Raw genomic sequence first — 18,340 nt, 5'->3', positions numbered from 1 at the left:
TCGCGGGCCGTGCTGCTGCATCTTTAGTTCAACGATTTATCGCGTGATCAGCTTGGCTTGGGATTTTTTTGACCTTTTTTCCCGCAGATGTCGATCAGCAGGAGTTTCGTTCGTCATGTGAGTGAAGAGGCCAGATGGCCCTTCTCAAACATGAACGAGAGGACGAAGTTATGAATATCAAGAAAATCACTTTTTGCATGGCGTGCGGGGTTGCCGCTTTGGCTGTTGGCACATTGGCTTTGCCGCGCCACGTCAGCATTGAACGCTCTGCTATGATTGACGTGGCCCCAGAGGCTGTGATCGCACTTGCAGCGTCGAATACGGGTTACCAAACCTTCAATCCCTACAAAAACCTAGATCCAAACCTCCAGGTCGCGATGTTTGGCCCGGCTTCGGGCGTTGGATCGGGGTTTTCTTTTGAAAGCAAGGACGGTGCCGGTCAACAGACCGTGGCCGCGGTCACTTCTGACACAGTCACCTTTGATCTCGATCTTGGTCCCTTGGGTGAACCAACACAGGCGATCTCTGCGGTCGCAATCGATGGCGCCACCGAGGTGACATGGACGATGGATATTGACCTTGGCATGAACCCTGCCTTTCGCGTCATGGGGCTGTTCATGGATGGTATGATCGGTTCGAATTTTGAACTTGGCCTTGCCAATATCGCCGACGCTGCGGCTTAATCTAACCACTTACAAAGGACCTAAAACAATGCGTTATACTTTTCTGCTTTATTCTGACCCTGCAATGTCTGCCAATATGACCGAAGAGGATTGGGTAAAATCCAAAGAGATCTTCGGTCAATATATTGGCGCTTTACAAGAGGCTGGCGTCTTCATTGACACAGACTGGCTGCACCCGGCCGAAACCGCCACGACCATCACGCTTGCTGGCGGCGAAAAGCAGGTCCAGGACGGCCCCTTTGCCGAGACCAAGGAAACGCTGGGTGGCTTCTTCGCCATTGAGGTTGAAAACCTCGATGAAGCGTTGAAATGGGCCGAGAAATGTCCCGCCGTTCACTATGGCAAAGTTGAAATCCGCGCTTCTGCTATGGGCAGCGTGTGAGCACGACCAAAGTCAAGGCGCGGGCAGAAGACGTTGCCCGCGCCGCCTATGGCAAATTGATCGCGATGTTGGCCAGCCGATCTGGTGACATTATCGCAGCAGAAGACGCGCTGGCTGATGCGTTTGTCGCTGCTTTGAAAACCTGGCCCGCACGCGGCATTCCCGACAAACCAGAAGCTTGGCTTCTGACCGTGGCCAAGAACAGACGCATCGATCAGGCGCGCCGTGATGCCCGTTTGATCATTACAGACGAGGTAAATGACATGGCTGACGCACAAGCAATCGAACCCCAAGAGACCCAACTGGACGAGCGGTTGAAGCTTCTGTTTGTCTGCGCGCACCCTGCGATTGATGTGGGCATCCGCACCCCGCTTATGCTTCAGACCGTTTTAGGTCTGGACGCTGAACAGATCGCCAAGGCGTTTCTTGTTTCGTCTTCCGCGATGGCGCAGCGCCTTGTGCGCGCCAAGAAGAAAATAAAATCGGCGGGCATTCCCTTTGTTGTGCCCCAGCCCGAGGCCTATCCAGACAGAATGGGTGCTGTGCTTGAAGCCGTCTACGGAGCCTATGCCGTCGATTGGCTGGAGGGCGACGGTGATATCAGTCATGAAGCGTTCTTTTTGTCGAATGTTCTGATGGAACTGGCGCCTGAAAACCCAGAGGCTTTGGGTCTGACCGCCCTCATCGGTCTGATCGAAGCGCGACGTGATGCCCGCATCAAAGAGGGCGTTCTGGTGCCTGTTCCCGAACAAGAAACCAGTCTTTGGAATACGCAGCTCATTGATCGGTCAATCGGCCTGTTGACCTAGGCTTCGATCAAACGGGCGCGGACAGACCTGCCCGGACGCTTTCAGCTGGAGGCCGCAATCCAATCCGTGCATGCCGCCCGATCCGTGACAGGCCGAACCGATTGGCGCGCTCTTTCACAGCTGTATCACGGGCTGATGAAGGCTTATCCCTCTATCGGCGGAGCGGTGAGCCGGGCCGCCGTTGTTGCCGAAGACGCAGGTCCCGCTGAGGGACTGAAGATGCTGGAGTTGATCGACTTTGACGGTCTTGACAGATACCAGCCTTTCCATGCCGTGCGGGCGCATTGCTTTGCAAAGTTGGGCCGCGTGGCAGAGGCCGCCGAGGCCTACAATGCAGCCATTTTGCTATGCACTGACGGTCCGTCGCAGCGGTGGTTGGAAGAAAAAATCAAGAATTTGCGAAAAAAATGTCTTGAGGTGTCGATTGGGCGCTTTGGACTTCGTCATGTGTGCAGAAGGGAAAGAAACACCCTCTTGAACCAACAGACTGAAAGGAACCAGCCAATGACCATCTTTTTCACAATCCTTGCCATCATCGCCGCCATCTTCCTGATTGCAATGCTGCTGCCACGCAAGGTCGTCGTGACCCGCCAAGCAGATGTCCATATGACGCCCGAAGATGTGATCGCACGGGTGGCCAGCACCGAAGGCTTCCAGACGTTCAACCCCTACTGCACCACCGACCCCGACCTACAGATCACAACATTTGGCCCGGCTGCGGGCGTGGGCTCCGGCTTCCGGTTCGAGGGCAAAGAAGGCAAAGGCACTCAGACGGTGACCGACATGACCGCCACGAGCGTCACGCATCTTATTGATCTGGGTGCTATGGGCAAACCCGTTCAAACAATTGAAGCCAAAGCAAATGATACTGGTGCCCGTGTGACATGGACGGTGACGTCCGACATGGGCTTCAACCCGATCTTCCGCATCTTTGGCCTCTTCATGGATCGGATGCTTGGCCGAACCTACGAACTTGGCCTCAAAAACATGGCTGCGCTGGCATAGTCACCGCCCGAACACAAAAAACCGGCGGGCCATCAGGTCCGCCGATTTGCTTCAATTGTTCCAGTCTTTCAAAGCGACATGCTCTATGTTCGCGTGCCTTTGGCCGAGACGTTTTTGCCCGTACAATCCAAGCGGCCTTGCGGATCATCAAGAAATGCCTGTCTGAACTTTCCACTGAAACGTGTCTCTTTTGGCTGAATGTGCCATGCGCGCGTACCGTCCGGCTTGTTAGAGGCGTTCTTTGCGCAACGGATGTGTTGCGGTGCCATCCCACTCTTTTGATCGCACCTTTTCGAAGGTTAAGACTTAGTTAATTTTGGGTTGACGATTCGTCCTTGGGTTGTTTTATCCATAACCTCTTTCACTTATAGCGATCGGCTCTGACATGCGTTATTTTCCCACCTCTTCTTTGTGCATTGTTGCCTCTTTGTGGACGATTTCTGTCTCAGCTGATGTGGCGACGGGCGTCGAGTTGTTGAATGCGGGGGATGTGTCGGGGGCTGCGACTGAATTTGCCGCTGCTTATGAAACCGGTGATGCAGAGGGCGCGTTCTATCTAGGCCGCCTTTTTGAGCTCGGACTTGGGACAGAGCAGGATGAAATGCGGGCGGCTAACCTTTATTCCGCCGCAGCCGAAGGCGGCTCAACCAAAGCGCAGGTGCGTTTGGGATTGATGTATCACGAAGGGCGCGTGCTTTTGCGCGACTATGTTGAAGGGACGCGACTGCTTTGCGCGGCTGCCGATGACGGCGATGCGGACGGTCAGTTGAACTGTGGTTTGGCGTACCGTGCCGGTCGCGGGGTGGACGCGGATGATGTGCGGGCCCTGACCTACTGGCAGAGTGCTGCGGATCAGGGGAATATTCTGGCTATGAACGTGTTGGGTCAGACGGCGCTGGATGAAGGGAATGTTGCGCAGGCGGCGACCTATCTGAAGCGATCCGCCGATCTGGGCAATGCCGGTGGTATGTATGAATATGCCAAGCTGCTGATGGTGGGTGCGTCACCCGATCCGGTGACCGCTTACTCCTACGCCAATCTTGCCGTGGTGCGTGGTCTAACCGATGCCGGTGTCTTGCGCGATGAGATCGAGGCCCAGCTAACAGCCGAACAGGTGGCCGAAGGTCAGCGGTTGGCGCGTGAGTGGACCGAGGCACGCATCCTTTCTGAGACGGATCAGAACTGAGCCTGATGTTACATACCCGGTCAGCGCTGCAAGCCGGCGCACTGCTTTTGACGACAACTGCTGCGCAGGCGCAGGTGACCTGTATCCCGATAGACGACATCGGCGTTACTGGGATCACATTGCTACCTGCCATGGCGGTGGACGGTGCGCTAGCGCCCTATCGCGGGCAATGTCTGGATATTGAAGGGATCAATGCCGCGCTGGAGGCGATCACCTTCCTTTATGTTGATCGCGGCTATGTGACGGCGCGCGCTTATCTGCCAGAGCAAAATATCGCAGATCGGTCGCTGGATATCACGGTGGTTGAGGGCGCGTTGGCCGCAGTGCGGTTCAACGGCGAAGAACGCCCGGTCTGGCAGGCTATCGTTTTTCCCAACCTTGTCGGCAAGTCCGCCAATCTGCGCGAGATCGAGCAGGGGTTGGAGATCATCCGGGGCATGCCTGCCTATGGTGCCACAATGGAGATCAGCGCGGGCGACGAAGAGGGTCAGTCAGTGCTTGAGGTGACGGCGACGGCGGCCAAGCCGTGGACGGTGCGGATTGGCGCGAACAATCAGGGCACCGAGGGTCGGGGTGAATTTCAAAGTACACTCGATGCGACCTGGGATCATCTGCTGGGTTTGAATGAAAGCTGGGCGTTAAATTACGCGCGCGGTGTCGAAACGTATCCGTTTGCTTTCGACAACGGTGGTGCGGCAACCGAGAACATTGGTGGTTCGGTGCGCTTTCCCTATGGCCGTTGGACGCTGACGGGCAGTTACAGATATTCCAGTTATGAGACTGATACGCTCGGCGACATTGATGCCGTTGGCACCGATGGCTGGAGCAATACCGCCGATATTGGCCTTGCCCGCGTCATGCATCGCAATCAGGACAGCAAAACCACGCTGTCCACGACGGTGGAATACCGCGACAACGTTAACCGCATTGCAGGGATCAAAATCAACGCATCGAGCCGGGCGCTGTCAAGTGCCCGCATAGATCTGGAACATGAACGTAGCCTGTTCGGGGGTAGTCTGACGGCTCGGGTTGGCTATGAACAAGGTCTGAAAATTTTTGGTGCAGAAGAGGCCGCTGATCCGCTGGTCGGACCCAACCCGCAGTTTGAGTTGGGTGATTTTGAGTTAAGCTTCTTTCGCCCATGGCAGTTGGAGAGCGGGCAATTGAGCTATACGGGGGTGCTGCGCGGTCAATATAGTGATGATGATCTTTACGGGGCCTATCAGTTGACCGTGGGTGGTTTATCGTCGGTGCGTGGTGCCAAGACACTGGATTTTGACGCCACCGATGCGGGCCTTTTTGCGGGCAGCACCGGCGCTGTTTGGCGCAATGATGTGGCATGGACCATGAATACGGGCAAGACAGACTGGTTTGGCAGCCTTCAGGCTTATGCAGGCCTCGATGCTGGTGGCGTGCAGACGGATGATGACGATTGGGCGCGACCGCTGGTGGGATCTGCCGTTGGGTTTCGCACAGTAGGCGGTACAATTTCGATGGATATCGGCTATCAGGAGGTGTTGCGCATGCCCAATGATGCGACCCCGCCGGATGGTATTTTTGTGGCTTCACTCTCGGCCCGATTTTGACGAAGGTATTTAGGATGGCACGCAAGATCAGGACATACCTCAACAACGTGGTGTCAGCGCTGTGCGTCGGCCTTGTCACTGTGCAACCTGTGCTGGCCCAACAGATTGTGGCTGATGGCGGAGGACCGGAGGTCATAGATACCGCCAACGGCCTGCCAATGGTGATGATCAACACGCCTGATGCCAATGGCGTGTCGCACAATACATACACCGAGTTCGGCGTCGGGCCGGGCGGTGCGATCCTCAACAACGTCGACACCAATCCGGCCTTCACCCAACTGGGCGGCTGGATTCAAGGCAATGGTAATCTGAGCGGCGGCGCCGCTGGGATTATTTTGAACGAGGTAACCTCGACCAATCCATCTTTGCTGAACGGTTTTCTGGAAGTTGGCGGGCAACAGGCGGATGTGATCGTGGCCAACCCTAACGGGATCACGTGCAATGGCTGCGGATTTATCAACACCGATCAGCTGACAATTACCACCGGCACGCCGACCTATACTGGCAATGCATTCACCGGAATTTCGGTTGATGGTGGTGCTGTTGTTATCGGGACGGGTGGTTTGGATGCATCCGACACAACCACCTTCGATCTGCTTTCGCGCGAGATTACGGTCGGGGGCGTTGTGCAGGGTCAGCGTATTCGCATCGTGGCGGGGCGCAATGATGTGCTTTATGCAACGGGCGAAGTGACCGAGAAGGCCGATGATGGGTCGACTGCACCATCGCTGGCTATCGATTCCACCGCCCTTGGCGGCATGTTTGCGAATTCCATCACGATCACCTCGACCGAGGATGGGGTCGGCGTGCGCGCCCCGCGTGATATGGCAGCCAATGCAGGGGGCATGACCATCACGGCTGATGGCCGTCTGGTGATGAACAACGCCAGCGCCAGCCAGAATTTGACTGCACGCAGTACTGAGCGGGTCGTTGTGCAGGGTAACGTCGTCGCACAGCAAGTGGATGTTGCGAGCGCAGAAGATCTGGTGCTGGAAGCCAACGCCAAGCTGGTCGCCGATAGTACCGCCATCCTGAACGTCGGCGGCGATCTGGACGTCGGGGCGAGTGGTGAAATCACCGCGACCCGGTTCGATCTGGATGTCGCGGGTGCGTTCCGGATCCGCAGCGGGGCGGATGTTACGTCCGTTCAGAACTTCGATGTCGACGCGGACAGTCTGATCAATATGGGCACGCTTGCATCGACCGATGGACGTCTTTTGGTGACCACCAGCCTTGATCTGACCAATGACGGGCTGATGTTTGGTGATACCGGCCTGACACTGCGCAGCGATGCGACGATCACCAACAATGGTGGTACTATTATCAGCAATAATGGCATTGCGATCCGTGGTGATGAAAACGCAATGGCTTCCGCGTTCAGCAACCAATTCGGCGGGGTGGTTGAAACAATTGGCGGCGGGATCAGCATTGCCGCTGTGAATTTTTCAAACACGCGGGCGGCACCTGTCACAACGGCGGACATCACCACGGATGGCACCGTTGCAGACGGAACCTGCGACCGGCAGACCTGTTATGAAGAAATCCGGCAGTCAGATGCATTCGACTATGAAAGCGCGCCATCGCGCATCATCTCTGCCGGTAACATTGCAATCGACGCGGTGGATGCGACAAACCAGTTCAGCAGCATCTCGGCCTTTGGAAACATCAGCATAGATGCTGATACGCTGACAAATGTAGGGCGGAACTATTTTCGCAATGACAATGGTACGCTGACGTTTGTCGGGGCTGACTTTGGCGTTATTGAGGCGGGTGGCACGCTCGATCTGACCAATATCAGCGGATACCTTCAGAACGGTGCTCAGACAGCGGTCACCGGCAGCCGTGAGGGGCCCACGAATACAGATCTGACCACGATCAATGTCGACTCCCTTGGCAATCCCGATCTTTTGGTGACGAACCGGGACCCGGATGCGGCGTTCCTTGTCGAAACGCGCCCTGAATTTATCGACCTCGATCAGTTCGTCTCGTCGGACTATTTCATTCAGGCGATTGAGTATGATCCCGAGCTGCGCCGCTTTGGCGACGCCTATGCCGAAGCGCTGTTTATCCGTAAACAACTGCAAGCGTTGCTGGGTCAATTGATCCTGACGACCGGCATTGATGAACGCGCACAGATCGCGGCGATGTATGACAACGCCATCAACGCGCTGGAAAACCTCGATCTGACACCAGGTGTCGCGTTGACCCCCAACCAGATCGGGGCGCTGACCAGTGACATCATCTGGCTCGAAGAAACGGTGATCAACGGCGAACGTGTGCTTGCGCCAAAGGTCTATCTGGCCAACCCCGAAATCCGGTTTGCGGGCCTGAACGGCGCGATGATCACCGGGCGCGATGTGAATGTACGCACGCGCAACTTTGACAATTCTGGCAACATCCGGGCGACCAACGATCTGAGCATCGTTGTCAGTGATACGCTCCGCTCGACCGGCGGCACGATATCGGCCCAGAACATTGCCGTCGTTGGCAACAACATCGATATTGTGACAGGCGCGCAGACGTTGGTGACGGAACGGCGCGGGCGCACCGACCGCGAAGATGTTGGTCTGCCAGCCGCAACTTTGGAGGCGGGCCGCACGCTTGTGCTGACGGCGCGCGATGCGATCACAACCGGCGGCGCGCGCATCGCAGCGGGTGACAACATCACGCTTCTGGCCGGAGGGGATATCAACATCGGCGTGCTGCGGCTGGCCTCGGCCAAGGGCGATCGGTCAGGATCAAACCGCAACTATGTGGAACGCGTTGATCACCTGACCACGAACCTTATGGCGGGCGGTGACGTCCTGCTGATGTCATCGGGCAATGTCGCAGGTCAGAATGACATTCTGCTAAAAGGGGCCAATATCACGGCAGGCGGCAGCGTTGGCATGATTGCCCAGGACGGTGATCTGTTGCTGGCGGCTGTGTCTGATCTGTATTTCCGTGACTACCGCCGCAAAAAATCCGGATTCTTGGGTTTCAATACCAAAGTTCGCGAAACAATGACGACCCGTGTGACCAATCAAGTGGTCGATATCGAGGCCGCATCAATCACCGGCGTGGCCGACAACAACATCTTTGTCGAAGGCAGCCGCTTTACCATACCCGGTGTGGCTGGCGCAGACATGGCACCTGGCCAACTTGCCATGGTATCGGTCAACGGCAGTTCGGTCTTTGCTGCCCCCTTCGATATCTTTGTCGAAACAAGCTATCGGAAGAACAGCACGATCTGGGGACTTGTGAGCAACGATACGTCAACGAAAAGTGCACACGACATCGCCCGTGGTGTGTTTGCCAATACTGCCGGTGATATCGCGCTGAATTCCGGCGGAGACCTAACCCTGACAGCGGTGGATTTCAACGCCGGGGGCGAATTTGTCACTCAGGTCAGCGGCACAACCTACCTTTTGGCCGCCATCGAACAGGACTATCGGTTTACGTTCACTCACCGCGACAACGGTGTGATTATGACCGACACCACGGTCGAGGATATTTCCGAAAGCGTGGTCTTTAACCGGATCGCCGCCGCAGGTGGCGTGACCCTTGATCCCAATTCGCAGATCGTGTTGTCCGCCATCCGCGACCCGCTGTTTGACAGCGCACATCCCGCGACATGGACGACCGAGGCCGAGAACGGGCGGTCAATGCTCGCCAACGCCTATCTGCGGATCGATTCACCCGCGAAGGAGCAGGGTGGGTCAGACGACAAATGGGAATCGGGTGCCGACGAAGAGAACCTGCACTGGCGCGAGGGTGGCGCATGGACCGAAGAAGGTGAATTCCTCGTGCGTCAGGTCGCCTTGCCGACAGGTGCGGACGGTGCGGAATATGCCTATCTCGACGGGGTTCTGGGCCGTGACAACACGATCAACGAACCGATTGAGCTGGTCAGCTATCATTTTTATGACCGCCAACGCGCGCTGAACCCTGCGTTCAAGGCTCTGGTGACGATACTGGTAACGCAGGGGATGTCAGCCGGCTTTGAGAGCATGGCGTTTTTTGAGGCGATAGGCCAGACAGCAACCGCTGCGACCTCGGCCTTTGCATCCACGTTTGTCGTGGAAGCCGGGGCTGGCATGGTTGCTGGCGACATCGACATGTCCGAAATCCTCCAAACGGCCAGCCTGTCTGGGCTGACGGCGGGGCTGACCACCGGTATCGACCTCGAGACGTTGGGTGGTGATTGGGCCGGGATGGGCTGGGCAGAGGAGGCCATCGGCTTTGGCGATGATCTGAACTTTGCCAATCTGGTGGAACGCGGGATCGACGCAACAGTCTCTGCGGGTCTGACGAGCGCTGTCCATGATGAGGTTGATTTCCTGGATGCATTCCGGGGCAGTCTGGAAGGTGCTGCCGTGAACCTCGTGATGGCCGATCTGCAAAGCGGGATTGGCAATGGTGTGACAGCGGGGCAGTATGCCGAAGGCAGTGTGCCGCATGCGCTGCTACATGGTGCGGTGGGGTGTGCAGCGGCTGAGGGCTTGGGCGGCAACTGCGCGTCAGGGGCGGCAGCAGGGATTGCGCAGTCGGTGTTTGCGGGGATGCAGGAGGGTGCTCCGGACCGTCTGGTTGGGCAGTCGGATGAAGAGTATTTCGCCGTTCACGCAACTTGGAAAAACGATGTCGCCGGACAGGCCAACCTGCTGGGCGCTGCCGTGGGCTATGCCACGTCAGGTGGACAGGCCGTGAATGTCAGCAACGCGGCGAACATCGCGCAGAGTGGGGCGCAGCATAACTATCTGGGGCATACTGATCTTGATGTGCTCGCGGATCGTATCGCTGATTGTAATACCGATGGTGAATGCTCTGAAGAAGAGCTTCTGAGCATTCGCGACGAAATGGTCGCACGGTCCTTGGCCAACGATGAGGCGCTTGCCAGTTGTATCACGCGGGACTGTGTTGAGGGACATCTTGCCGAAGTAGCAAGCCTTGACGACTTCCGCGCGATCATCGGCGATGATCAGGATGCGGGCCAGATCATCGGGGGTGCCTTGAAACGCAACGCTGGTACCAATGTCGGCCTATTGGCGATATTCGGCGCCCGTGGCGGGACTGTCGGACCGACCTTTGAGCCGCAGGATTGGGCGCTCGTTCGAGCCGAGCTAAATGTCGCAAATGCACAAACTATCTTGCAGCAATGTGGACAAGATGCGGCATGCATGATCGACGTTGCCAATGAGATACAGGCGGATCAGGCGTTTGTTGACCTGCTGCGTGACTTGCCTGGGGTTGGTGGGGTCATTGCGGCAAATGACTGCATCCAAACCGGTGATACCATCACATGTGCCGGCGCATCCATTGAGGCGCTGGGCGCGGCAGGGGATATGCTGCAGAACGGTCGCCGGGTGCTGTTGCGCATGGGGGGCGATTCTGTCCAAGGAACGATACGGTCTAGCGACGAAGGTGTCGAGGTCTTGACCGACTCTGGCGATGTGGTGCGGGTGGCCACAAATAGAACAGTAGCCAATGCGGATGACCTTGCCGCAATTCGCGCTCAGCGCGGCCTGACGGACTCAAACACAGTTGGTGCGGCTAGAACAGATATTCCTGGCCTAGAGGGGCAAACCTTTGAAGGAATTTCCCCCACGGTCAGAAATGATGCAGGTTTGCCTTCGCTTGATGAATTATATGGGACGAATAGGCCAATCCAATCTCCACGGACAAATGCACTTTTCACCAGACATGCTGAGGAAGACATCTTTAATGGCATAGCTCGTCAGATTGATGACTCTGGTTTAACTGCTGCCCAGTTGAACGGACGAACTGTGAATATTCATATTTCAAATCAATCTGGTGTTTGTACTGCTTGTTATCAGGGTCTTACCAATCCCAATGTACCTGCGGGTGTCGTAAAGCAGTTCAGTGATCGGTATCCAGGCGTTACAGTCCGCATTACTTCTGATGGTGGTGTTGCACGGCCTGGTGTCCAAGAGCTTGTTGTTCGTGGTGGTGCAATTGTGGAGTAAAACATGAACGAAGCAGACTTCTTGTCACTTGATCCAAAAGATCAAAATAAAATGCTGTTGGAAATGGCGCAAAATGCCTCGGCTGTTTTATCCAACTATCCAACAGCTATGACTGCTGTTGATAAGTCTTTACTGTTGGTCCAGCGTTTTTTGGATGGCGAAGATTTACCTGCCACTAAAATCTGCCAATACCTTGATGATGAAGATATGGATGTTGGCTTAGGACTACAAATCTACAATGTAGATGACGACCCTCGAGCAATCGCAGCGATTGATCTGGCGTGCTATGCGACTGGTGCAGTCAGCAAAGCAGCTTTTGAGCAGCAAGGTCTTATAGCAGAAATGCCTGCACCTGTCAGCGAAGCAGTGCCAGAAGTCGTGGTTGATGGGCTGAAGCAATACAGTCTTTTGCAGACTAAAGGTTTGGTACCAAGGCTTTAACTCCGCCCCCTTCGTCGTCTTCATAGACCCACCTTTGCAACGCCTCGGTCACCACCTCACCCATGGTTTGTTTTGCCTATGCTGCGTAGATTTTGGCGTCCCACAGGGTATCTGGATCGATGCTGCGGATCGGGATTTGCCACCGATCTTCGAGATTCTTGCGCAAAGGTTCCAGCACGACAATAGCCACGCTGATATAAACCAGTTAGTCATGGTTTATGTCCTTAATCCGATACCTCATTTTTTTTGCATGCTGTTTCTGGCAACTTCTGCTAGCAGCATTCAAAATGACGACGTTAGACCAGTAAGCCCTCTCACGGCTGAAAGCACCGCGGCAACCGTCAAGCAAGACAGCTTGATTCCTGATTTTACCGCTGCATGGGAACGCGCGGGTGCGCAGTTCCGCGAGGAGTTTGCCGCGACATCGTGCAGTGGTCTGAGTGCCGCAGCCTGTCAGGTGGCGTTTGATGGCGAGGTCCAGCGTATCGCCGCAGATGCCGCACGGCGCTCAGAGAACCTTGCGGGTATCGAGCGCTTTTTTGCGGGCATGGGCGTTGTCATCGATTTCACCCCGATCCTTGGGGATACAAAAGGGGCCGCCGAATGTGCCGCGGCCGTCGGCTGGGGCACCTGCCTTGGTGCCGTTGCTGGGCTGATCCCTCTGCTGGGTGACGGCGCACGCATCCTGTTGCGGCGCGGCGACGAGGTGATCGAGGTCACCGCAGACGGTCTGGGTGGTGTGAGGATTGTTGAGGATGGTGCAAATAGTGCAGGCGAGGCGTTCACTGGCGCGAGAACGCTCAGCAGGTTGGACGCGGAAGGCTGGGACTTAGCAGAAGAGTTTTACGGACAAATGCGCCGTACTGGTGGCGGTGTTGACGAGATTGCACAAAACACCTGACTTAGCAGAGGAGCGGTGGATCGTGCCTATCGTCATTTGTTCTTAGATCGACACCAACTGGATGATGGGCTGCGGCGTTTCGATGCTGATCCCGAAATTGTCAATGCATGGAACAGGATGCGCAATGGAACTCATACCAGCGCAGATATTGATTTGGTAAATCATGAACGTTTCGAAGCTATTTTGATGAATAGATATGGCTAACCTTACCGTTGTGCGCATGCGGCAGCTAACGCTTGTGGCTTCCAATCACCAATAGATTGATAGGGTTCCAAATGATTGTGGACATAGAAAAAATTGCCGAAGATAAAGAGAGTGTCTGTTACAAAAGTGTTTGTGGCGATCAGCCGACGAACCTTTTTCTCGTGACGAAAGCTGACCTAAGTGTAACGCCCATTGTAGTGGGCGACAGCCAAACAATGGCTGGGGCTTTAGTAAAGTTAAGGGGCAGCGTGAAATCAGACAATTTTCCGATAATGCTCACTTTGGCAACAGGTTAGCTTGTTAGAAATACGATGAGATCCAGGCGTCATATCATCGGCTTGATCATTGCGGTGCTGGTCACTGCTTTCGGCGCGTTGGCTATGCCGATGGGACCGACAGCGTCACATCCAATTGATGTTTCCCCATACCAAGAAGTTGGTCATGGAGGTGTTCGTCGAGCAGAAGTCGAAATTAATGGCCAAGTTAAGTCAAATAACGGCGGACAGACAACGCTATTCCCTGATGGCTGGAGTGATCAGAGAATTGTTGATGAGTTCTCACAAGGACTCCGGACGGGCGCGACCTCTGCTGCACCATGCGGTAATCCTCGAGTTGTTATCCCAAGTGGCGTAACTGTAGAATATGTTCGTAATGGCGATAACATTATCACGTTCTACCCAGTATTTGAGTGAGGAATAGTCATGCGTGAGGTTACTGAGGACGACTGGAAAGAATACAACTTCCCGAAGGCTACATCCATAATCTTAGAAAGTGTGATGGATGGTCAACCCTGTGCATTACACTTGTACTGGGTGGCGCAGTTGTATAAGAGATACCGCCTTGGTGACTGGAATAATCAAATTCCGCCACCATCATCATGGGCGGATAAAGAATGTCTCATGGGTTACAATGATGATTATTGCATCCTGCATCAACGTCACGAAAAATTTGGAGAGCACGTACTAGAGTGTGCGTCTCCTTATAATCCTCGGGCTTTTGTCTTCTTTGATTACGCGAGTTTAAAGCCAGCCTTTGACGCCTTAGACAAAGGTGGTGCGGAGCAATTGCCCTACATACCAACTTACTATGCGCACCCGCATGATCGGCATGACTATAGAACAGGGGCGCATATGTGGGAGTGATCATCCTCTGTCCCGTCTTCTTCATAGATCAGCCTTTGCGACGCTTCGGTGACGACTTCTCCCATAGTCTGGCGTGTTTGTGCTGCGTAGATTTTGGCGTCCCATAGGGTATCTGTATCGATGTTACGGAACGCCATTACGTTATGCGTGATCGCTGCATCAAAGGCGTTGTTCTCAGTATTGTCGAGTTCACCTTGATAGGTGGTGATGTCCAACCCGGTGCGCGCTGCCAGCTCAGCAATCTGTGCCAGCGGCGACGCGCAGCGGTCAACGACCGTGATCGACGGAATGCGACCCGCTGCGAAAGCGGCGTTCGCCAGTAGAGTAGGCAACCCAATATCGGCGGCCCCGGCCAACAAAATACGTACTGTCTGAGCCTCGTGGCCCAATCCGGCAAAGTGTTTTGTAAAAAACGACATGCCCCGCGGTGGCTTCGCACCTCGCGAAAGTAGCCGTGCGAGGCTCAAAAACCGATGGTAATCGGAGCATCCATATTTCGGATCGCAGGTGGCGGCCGCAGTGTGGAACGCGAACCACGCAAGATCCTCCAGTGGTTCCTCAATGGTGATGTTCGATTTCTCAGGGGAATTCATATGATGACGATTAAGATAGCTCACATCGAAGGTCAAAGGGAATTGCTTAGCGTTGCATGGTACTGGTGCCTTGCTTAACGTGATGGGAATTCTATATTTTTCGGCTCAGAACGGCGTCGAATGTTCTTCAAAAAACTGGAACCGGGGTCTTCAAACGCCGACGTTTGTGGCAATGCCAAAGAACGGTAAACTGGGCCAAGAGCTGCGATTTTCCGGGCGCTGACGCGGTCAAACAGAAGCTTTTAATTTTGGCGGGTGACAGACCTTCCTCGATCATTCGGTGTCTGTGGCCGCAGCATGCGAAGCAGAACTTCCACGAAACTGGTCAAGATAGCCGACAATTCTTTGGGCCAATTCATCATGAATTGCACCTCGACTACGACCGCCTCCATCTTCGCATAGTGGGTCTGGTTCGCCTTCTTTCTCAAGGATTTCAGGGCCGCGTTCTTTGCATTCTGCAAGAAAACTAAAGTGCGTGGCGTCCGGGACAAACATGTGCTCTGCATGAGGGATTAATTGCGATGCCTCCAATGCATGTACCCCTGCCGGAACGCTTTCGTTTGTCCCCAGGTTGATGACAAAAAGCGGAATTTCGATGTCCGACAAACTTTCGGATGTGATCGTGCTGATGATCCCGGGGTCGACGATGACACCTGTTTTTATGCGGACGTCCCTTAGATCCTGCGCCGCAGGTGTCAGGTCAATCTGATGCAGATCGATCCCAAAATGCCGCAAGAACGCACAATCTGACATGCCGTGATCACTTTCATCGCAGAACGTCTGCAACTGTTCTGGATCAGCCCTTGCCCCTGACACAGCCAATGCGGTGTAGCCACCGGCGGAGAAACCAACAACAGCCGTATTGTCAAAGTCGACATAATTAAACTCATCTTGATGATTGATCATATGATCAAGCACAGCTGTCACATCTTGTGGCCGCTCCCAAACCCGCACTGCGGCTTCCGCATTGGCATTGCCGCTGGTTGTGCCAGGATGGTTGGGAATTACCACGACATATCCGTTTTCGGCCAACTCCGAAGCAATCCAACCGAACTGCCCAGCATTTCCACCGGCCCCATGCGAGATGAGGACCAAGGGAAATGTCCCGTCACGCCGCGGTGCATTCCGACCTGCCTCGGTACCAAAGAAAACCCCGTTCCCGCCAACGGTCACTACCTTCCCACCGGGCCGGGCAGGATACCAGATGTTGAAGGTGACATGCGTGTCGCGCACCGGGGCATAAGCCTTGTCCCTCGCGATCCCCACAATCCCGTCATAGGCGGGACGAAAGACTTCGTAACCACCCCAACCAACGGCCATGACCACAAATGCGGCCGACGATAATTTTGTAAATTGAGTGAATTTGGACATCTCTTTTCCTTTCATCGGGTGAATTTGGCACCTCGGTCGATCACGGCAAGATCTTTTCGAGGTGCCAGATTTTGGAAACGATTTTCCAACCCGCGCTTCCTTTCACAAGCCCCAAGTGATCCAAAAAGACGTTCTGATGCGCGCGGATACGAATTTTTGCTGTCGCGCTGAGCGGTGATAGAAAATCGATTGCGATAATCTCTGTTTCCAACGCCTGGCCGGCGCTTTTGGGAGATTTTCGATCGGCCACATCGGCACGAAAACTGTCAATCGACTCGACAAAGATCTCGCCGTTGTCTGCATCAAAGAGGCTGGATTGAGGATGAAAAATATCATCTAGCTTCTTAACGTCGCATTCATGAATTGCTTCGAAATAGGTTTCGATGGCCGTGCTCAGATCGTCCAATTGGGACATTGGTTTTTCCTTCTCTAGTGAATTTGGGATGGGCTTACTTCAGTGAATTGAAGCCGATCATGTTGCCCTCGGTGTCCTGTGCCAGTGTGACGTAACCGAACTCTCCGATGGAAAACTTAGGGCGGATCACTTGCCCGCCCGCTGCTTTGATCCGGGCTTGTTGCGTCGCGCAATCTTCAACAGAAAAGTAGATCTGCGTACCACCTGGCCCTGGCTTGGCATAGGGGGCTTTGACCAAAGCGCCCGCTGCGCCATAGGCACCCATGTTTGAAACAAAACTCTTCATTTCGGTCGCACCGGTGGGGTCAATCATGTCTTCCATCTCGGCATCCAGAACTGTTTTGTAGAAACCTTCAGCGCGCTCTATCTGATCCACATAGATGTCGAACCACCCAACTGCATTCATATTTGTCATGTCATGTCCTCTTGTTTTTGATACGTCCTGCTTGTGCGGAACGGGTCAAAACCTAAGCGGCAGACATTTTTCGGGAAATCCCCGCAATTGTGGGGGCTGGCAAAGGTGCAGATGATCGGCGTGCTAGATCAACCCAATTGAAGAGGCTTTGGAAACAGCCTGTGCAAGCGTGACGCAGTCCAACTTCATGCGCGCATCTTTCAGATAACCACGCACGGTATGCTCTGACAGGTCAAGAATGACGGCAATATCGGTGTTGGTTTTGCCCTCGGCCGTCCACTTTAAACATTCCATCTCGCGCGGTGAAAGCTGGGGCAGCGCCTCACCACCCACGTAAATCTCGGCTAATGCGATGTGATGAATTTCATGCGCCAGCTGGATCAATCCTTCACGCATCTCTGGCAGATATGGCTTCCAACTGTCGCCACCCTTTGCGTGACGTGCATTGAATGACAGCACGCTGCGGCGGCCAATGGAATCTACATGGCGTACGCTAAATCCAGTTTGACCCAAACCATGGTTGATGGCCTGTGCCATCATCTCTCGCTGCTCCCCTTGGGGTGTAATTGATGACCAACAAAATGGCCCGGCGATCTGCTCGGCCATTTGCAGGATAGGATCAATCCGTACGTAGTCGTTCAGCAAATAGTGGCTAACCCAAGCGTCGGGATAGTTGGTGCGAACATAAGGCTTGTTCTGCGCATCCTCACCAGACCGAAAAAGGTGGAGCGTCACATATTCAACTTGATAACTATCAGCTAACCGCTGGATTGCCTCCTGAACAGAGCAAGAGGTCAAGTCGATTTTTGTCATTCTCACCAGAACATCACCCCATATATCGAAGATATTGGTTCAGCATGTATAATTGTATGAAACCAAGTAGGGAATGCTCTTGTGCACTAACATGGCAGTCGGGCATCAATCGCCGCTCAAGATATTGATCTAAAAATAGTCACGAACCACAAATAAGGCACATTGATTAGGCGTTTTTCGCATTGCGGCCTCGCAGTACAGTTCATGACTTGATCGGGAAACACGTCTCCGCTTCGCTAAACCGTGCAGGATATCTAGGGTTCCGCCGCTGTTTGCTGGGTCTGGTCCGAGAGGTATCGCTGTTCGGTCAATCCCGAACGGTACACGGCGGGGCAAAATCCCGGGAGGCTACTGCGCTGGTTTGACCCGCGCTCCGACGATGCCCTCCTCGCGGTCATTCCATTTTGTGTAACCAATGGGGACCGAAA

Annotated in this window: 17 protein-coding genes and 1 riboswitch; of the genes, 12 read left to right on the top strand and 5 right to left on the bottom strand. The window is 54.6% G+C overall.

Annotated features, from left to right (window positions below; genetic code table 11):
* Nucleotides 1–170: 170 nt before the first annotated feature.
* The 12 genes from ACZ1G5_RS06460 (at nt 171) to ACZ1G5_RS06405 (ending at nt 14,305) form a co-directional block, all read left to right on the top strand.
* Nucleotides 171–683, top strand: coding sequence for an SRPBCC family protein (locus ACZ1G5_RS06460; protein WP_472732065.1), 513 nt, complete (start codon nt 171–173; stop codon nt 681–683).
* Nucleotides 684–711: 28 nt separating this feature from the next.
* Nucleotides 712–1,065 carry a YciI family protein gene (locus ACZ1G5_RS06455; RefSeq protein ID WP_472732064.1) on the top strand — a complete coding sequence of 118 codons (354 nt, stop codon included), beginning with the start codon at nt 712–714 and terminating at the stop codon, nt 1,063–1,065.
* Entirely contained in the window at nt 1,062–1,874 is an 813-nt protein-coding gene (locus tag ACZ1G5_RS06450) for an RNA polymerase sigma factor (protein WP_472732063.1), read from the top strand. Before ACZ1G5_RS06455 ends, ACZ1G5_RS06450 begins: the two co-directional genes overlap by 4 nt.
* 135 nt (nt 1,875–2,009) lie before the next feature.
* On the top strand, nt 2,010–2,879 hold the full coding sequence (locus tag ACZ1G5_RS06445) for an SRPBCC family protein (protein ID WP_472732062.1): 870 nt from the start codon (nt 2,010–2,012) through the stop codon (nt 2,877–2,879).
* Nucleotides 2,880–3,264: 385 nt separating this feature from the next.
* Complete coding sequence (locus ACZ1G5_RS06440; RefSeq protein ID WP_472732061.1) at nt 3,265–4,065, top strand: tetratricopeptide repeat protein; 801 nt, start codon at nt 3,265–3,267, stop codon at nt 4,063–4,065.
* Between the two features lie 5 nt (nt 4,066–4,070).
* Nucleotides 4,071–5,651, top strand: coding sequence for a ShlB/FhaC/HecB family hemolysin secretion/activation protein (locus ACZ1G5_RS06435; RefSeq protein WP_472732060.1), 1,581 nt, complete (start codon nt 4,071–4,073; stop codon nt 5,649–5,651).
* A 14-nt stretch (nt 5,652–5,665) separates the two neighbouring features.
* Nucleotides 5,666–11,617 (top strand): two-partner secretion domain-containing protein, encoded by a 5,952-nt coding sequence (locus tag ACZ1G5_RS06430; RefSeq protein ID WP_472732059.1) that lies wholly within the window; start codon nt 5,666–5,668, stop codon nt 11,615–11,617.
* A 3-nt stretch (nt 11,618–11,620) separates the two neighbouring features.
* Complete coding sequence (locus tag ACZ1G5_RS06425) at nt 11,621–12,058, top strand: hypothetical protein (protein ID WP_472732058.1); 438 nt, start codon at nt 11,621–11,623, stop codon at nt 12,056–12,058.
* Nucleotides 12,059–12,413: 355 nt separating this feature from the next.
* Entirely contained in the window at nt 12,414–12,959 is a 546-nt protein-coding gene (locus ACZ1G5_RS06420) for a hypothetical protein (RefSeq protein ID WP_472732057.1), read from the top strand.
* A 15-nt stretch (nt 12,960–12,974) separates the two neighbouring features.
* Complete coding sequence (locus tag ACZ1G5_RS06415; protein ID WP_472732056.1) at nt 12,975–13,163, top strand: hypothetical protein; 189 nt, start codon at nt 12,975–12,977, stop codon at nt 13,161–13,163.
* Between the two features lie 311 nt (nt 13,164–13,474).
* Entirely contained in the window at nt 13,475–13,855 is a 381-nt protein-coding gene (locus ACZ1G5_RS06410; RefSeq protein ID WP_472732055.1) for an EndoU domain-containing protein, read from the top strand.
* 9 nt (nt 13,856–13,864) lie between these two features.
* Nucleotides 13,865–14,305, top strand: a complete 441-nt coding sequence (locus ACZ1G5_RS06405) for a hypothetical protein (protein ID WP_472732054.1) — start codon at nt 13,865–13,867, stop codon at nt 14,303–14,305.
* Here the strand turns inward: ACZ1G5_RS06405 and ACZ1G5_RS06400 are convergent.
* The 5 genes from ACZ1G5_RS06400 to ACZ1G5_RS06380 form a co-directional block, all read right to left on the bottom strand.
* The gene (locus ACZ1G5_RS06400; RefSeq protein WP_472732053.1) at nt 14,275–14,724 is read right to left on the bottom strand and encodes a hypothetical protein; all 450 of its coding nucleotides are present in this window, start codon (nt 14,722–14,724) and stop codon (nt 14,275–14,277) included. The two genes, ACZ1G5_RS06405 and ACZ1G5_RS06400, sit on opposite strands and share 31 nt — an antisense overlap.
* A gap of 447 nt (nt 14,725–15,171) precedes the next feature.
* Nucleotides 15,172–16,269 (bottom strand): alpha/beta hydrolase family protein, encoded by a 1,098-nt coding sequence (locus ACZ1G5_RS06395; protein WP_472732052.1) that lies wholly within the window; start codon nt 16,267–16,269, stop codon nt 15,172–15,174.
* A 40-nt stretch (nt 16,270–16,309) separates the two neighbouring features.
* On the bottom strand, nt 16,310–16,675 hold the full coding sequence (locus tag ACZ1G5_RS06390; protein WP_472732051.1) for a nuclear transport factor 2 family protein: 366 nt from the start codon (nt 16,673–16,675) through the stop codon (nt 16,310–16,312).
* Nucleotides 16,676–16,718: 43 nt separating this feature from the next.
* On the bottom strand, nt 16,719–17,099 hold the full coding sequence (locus ACZ1G5_RS06385; RefSeq protein ID WP_472732050.1) for a VOC family protein: 381 nt from the start codon (nt 17,097–17,099) through the stop codon (nt 16,719–16,721).
* Between the two features lie 123 nt (nt 17,100–17,222).
* Nucleotides 17,223–17,912 carry a LuxR family transcriptional regulator gene (locus tag ACZ1G5_RS06380; protein ID WP_472732049.1) on the bottom strand — a complete coding sequence of 230 codons (690 nt, stop codon included), beginning with the start codon at nt 17,910–17,912 and terminating at the stop codon, nt 17,223–17,225.
* A gap of 243 nt (nt 17,913–18,155) precedes the next feature.
* A riboswitch (guanidine-I (ykkC/yxkD leader) is annotated at nt 18,156–18,261 on the top strand.
* Nucleotides 18,262–18,340: the final 79 nt, after the last annotated feature.

Source organism: Yoonia sp. JB2-21 (assembly GCF_055693545.1).
Note: the sequence above shows the minus strand (reverse complement) of the source record. Positions and strands in the feature narration are given on the sequence as shown.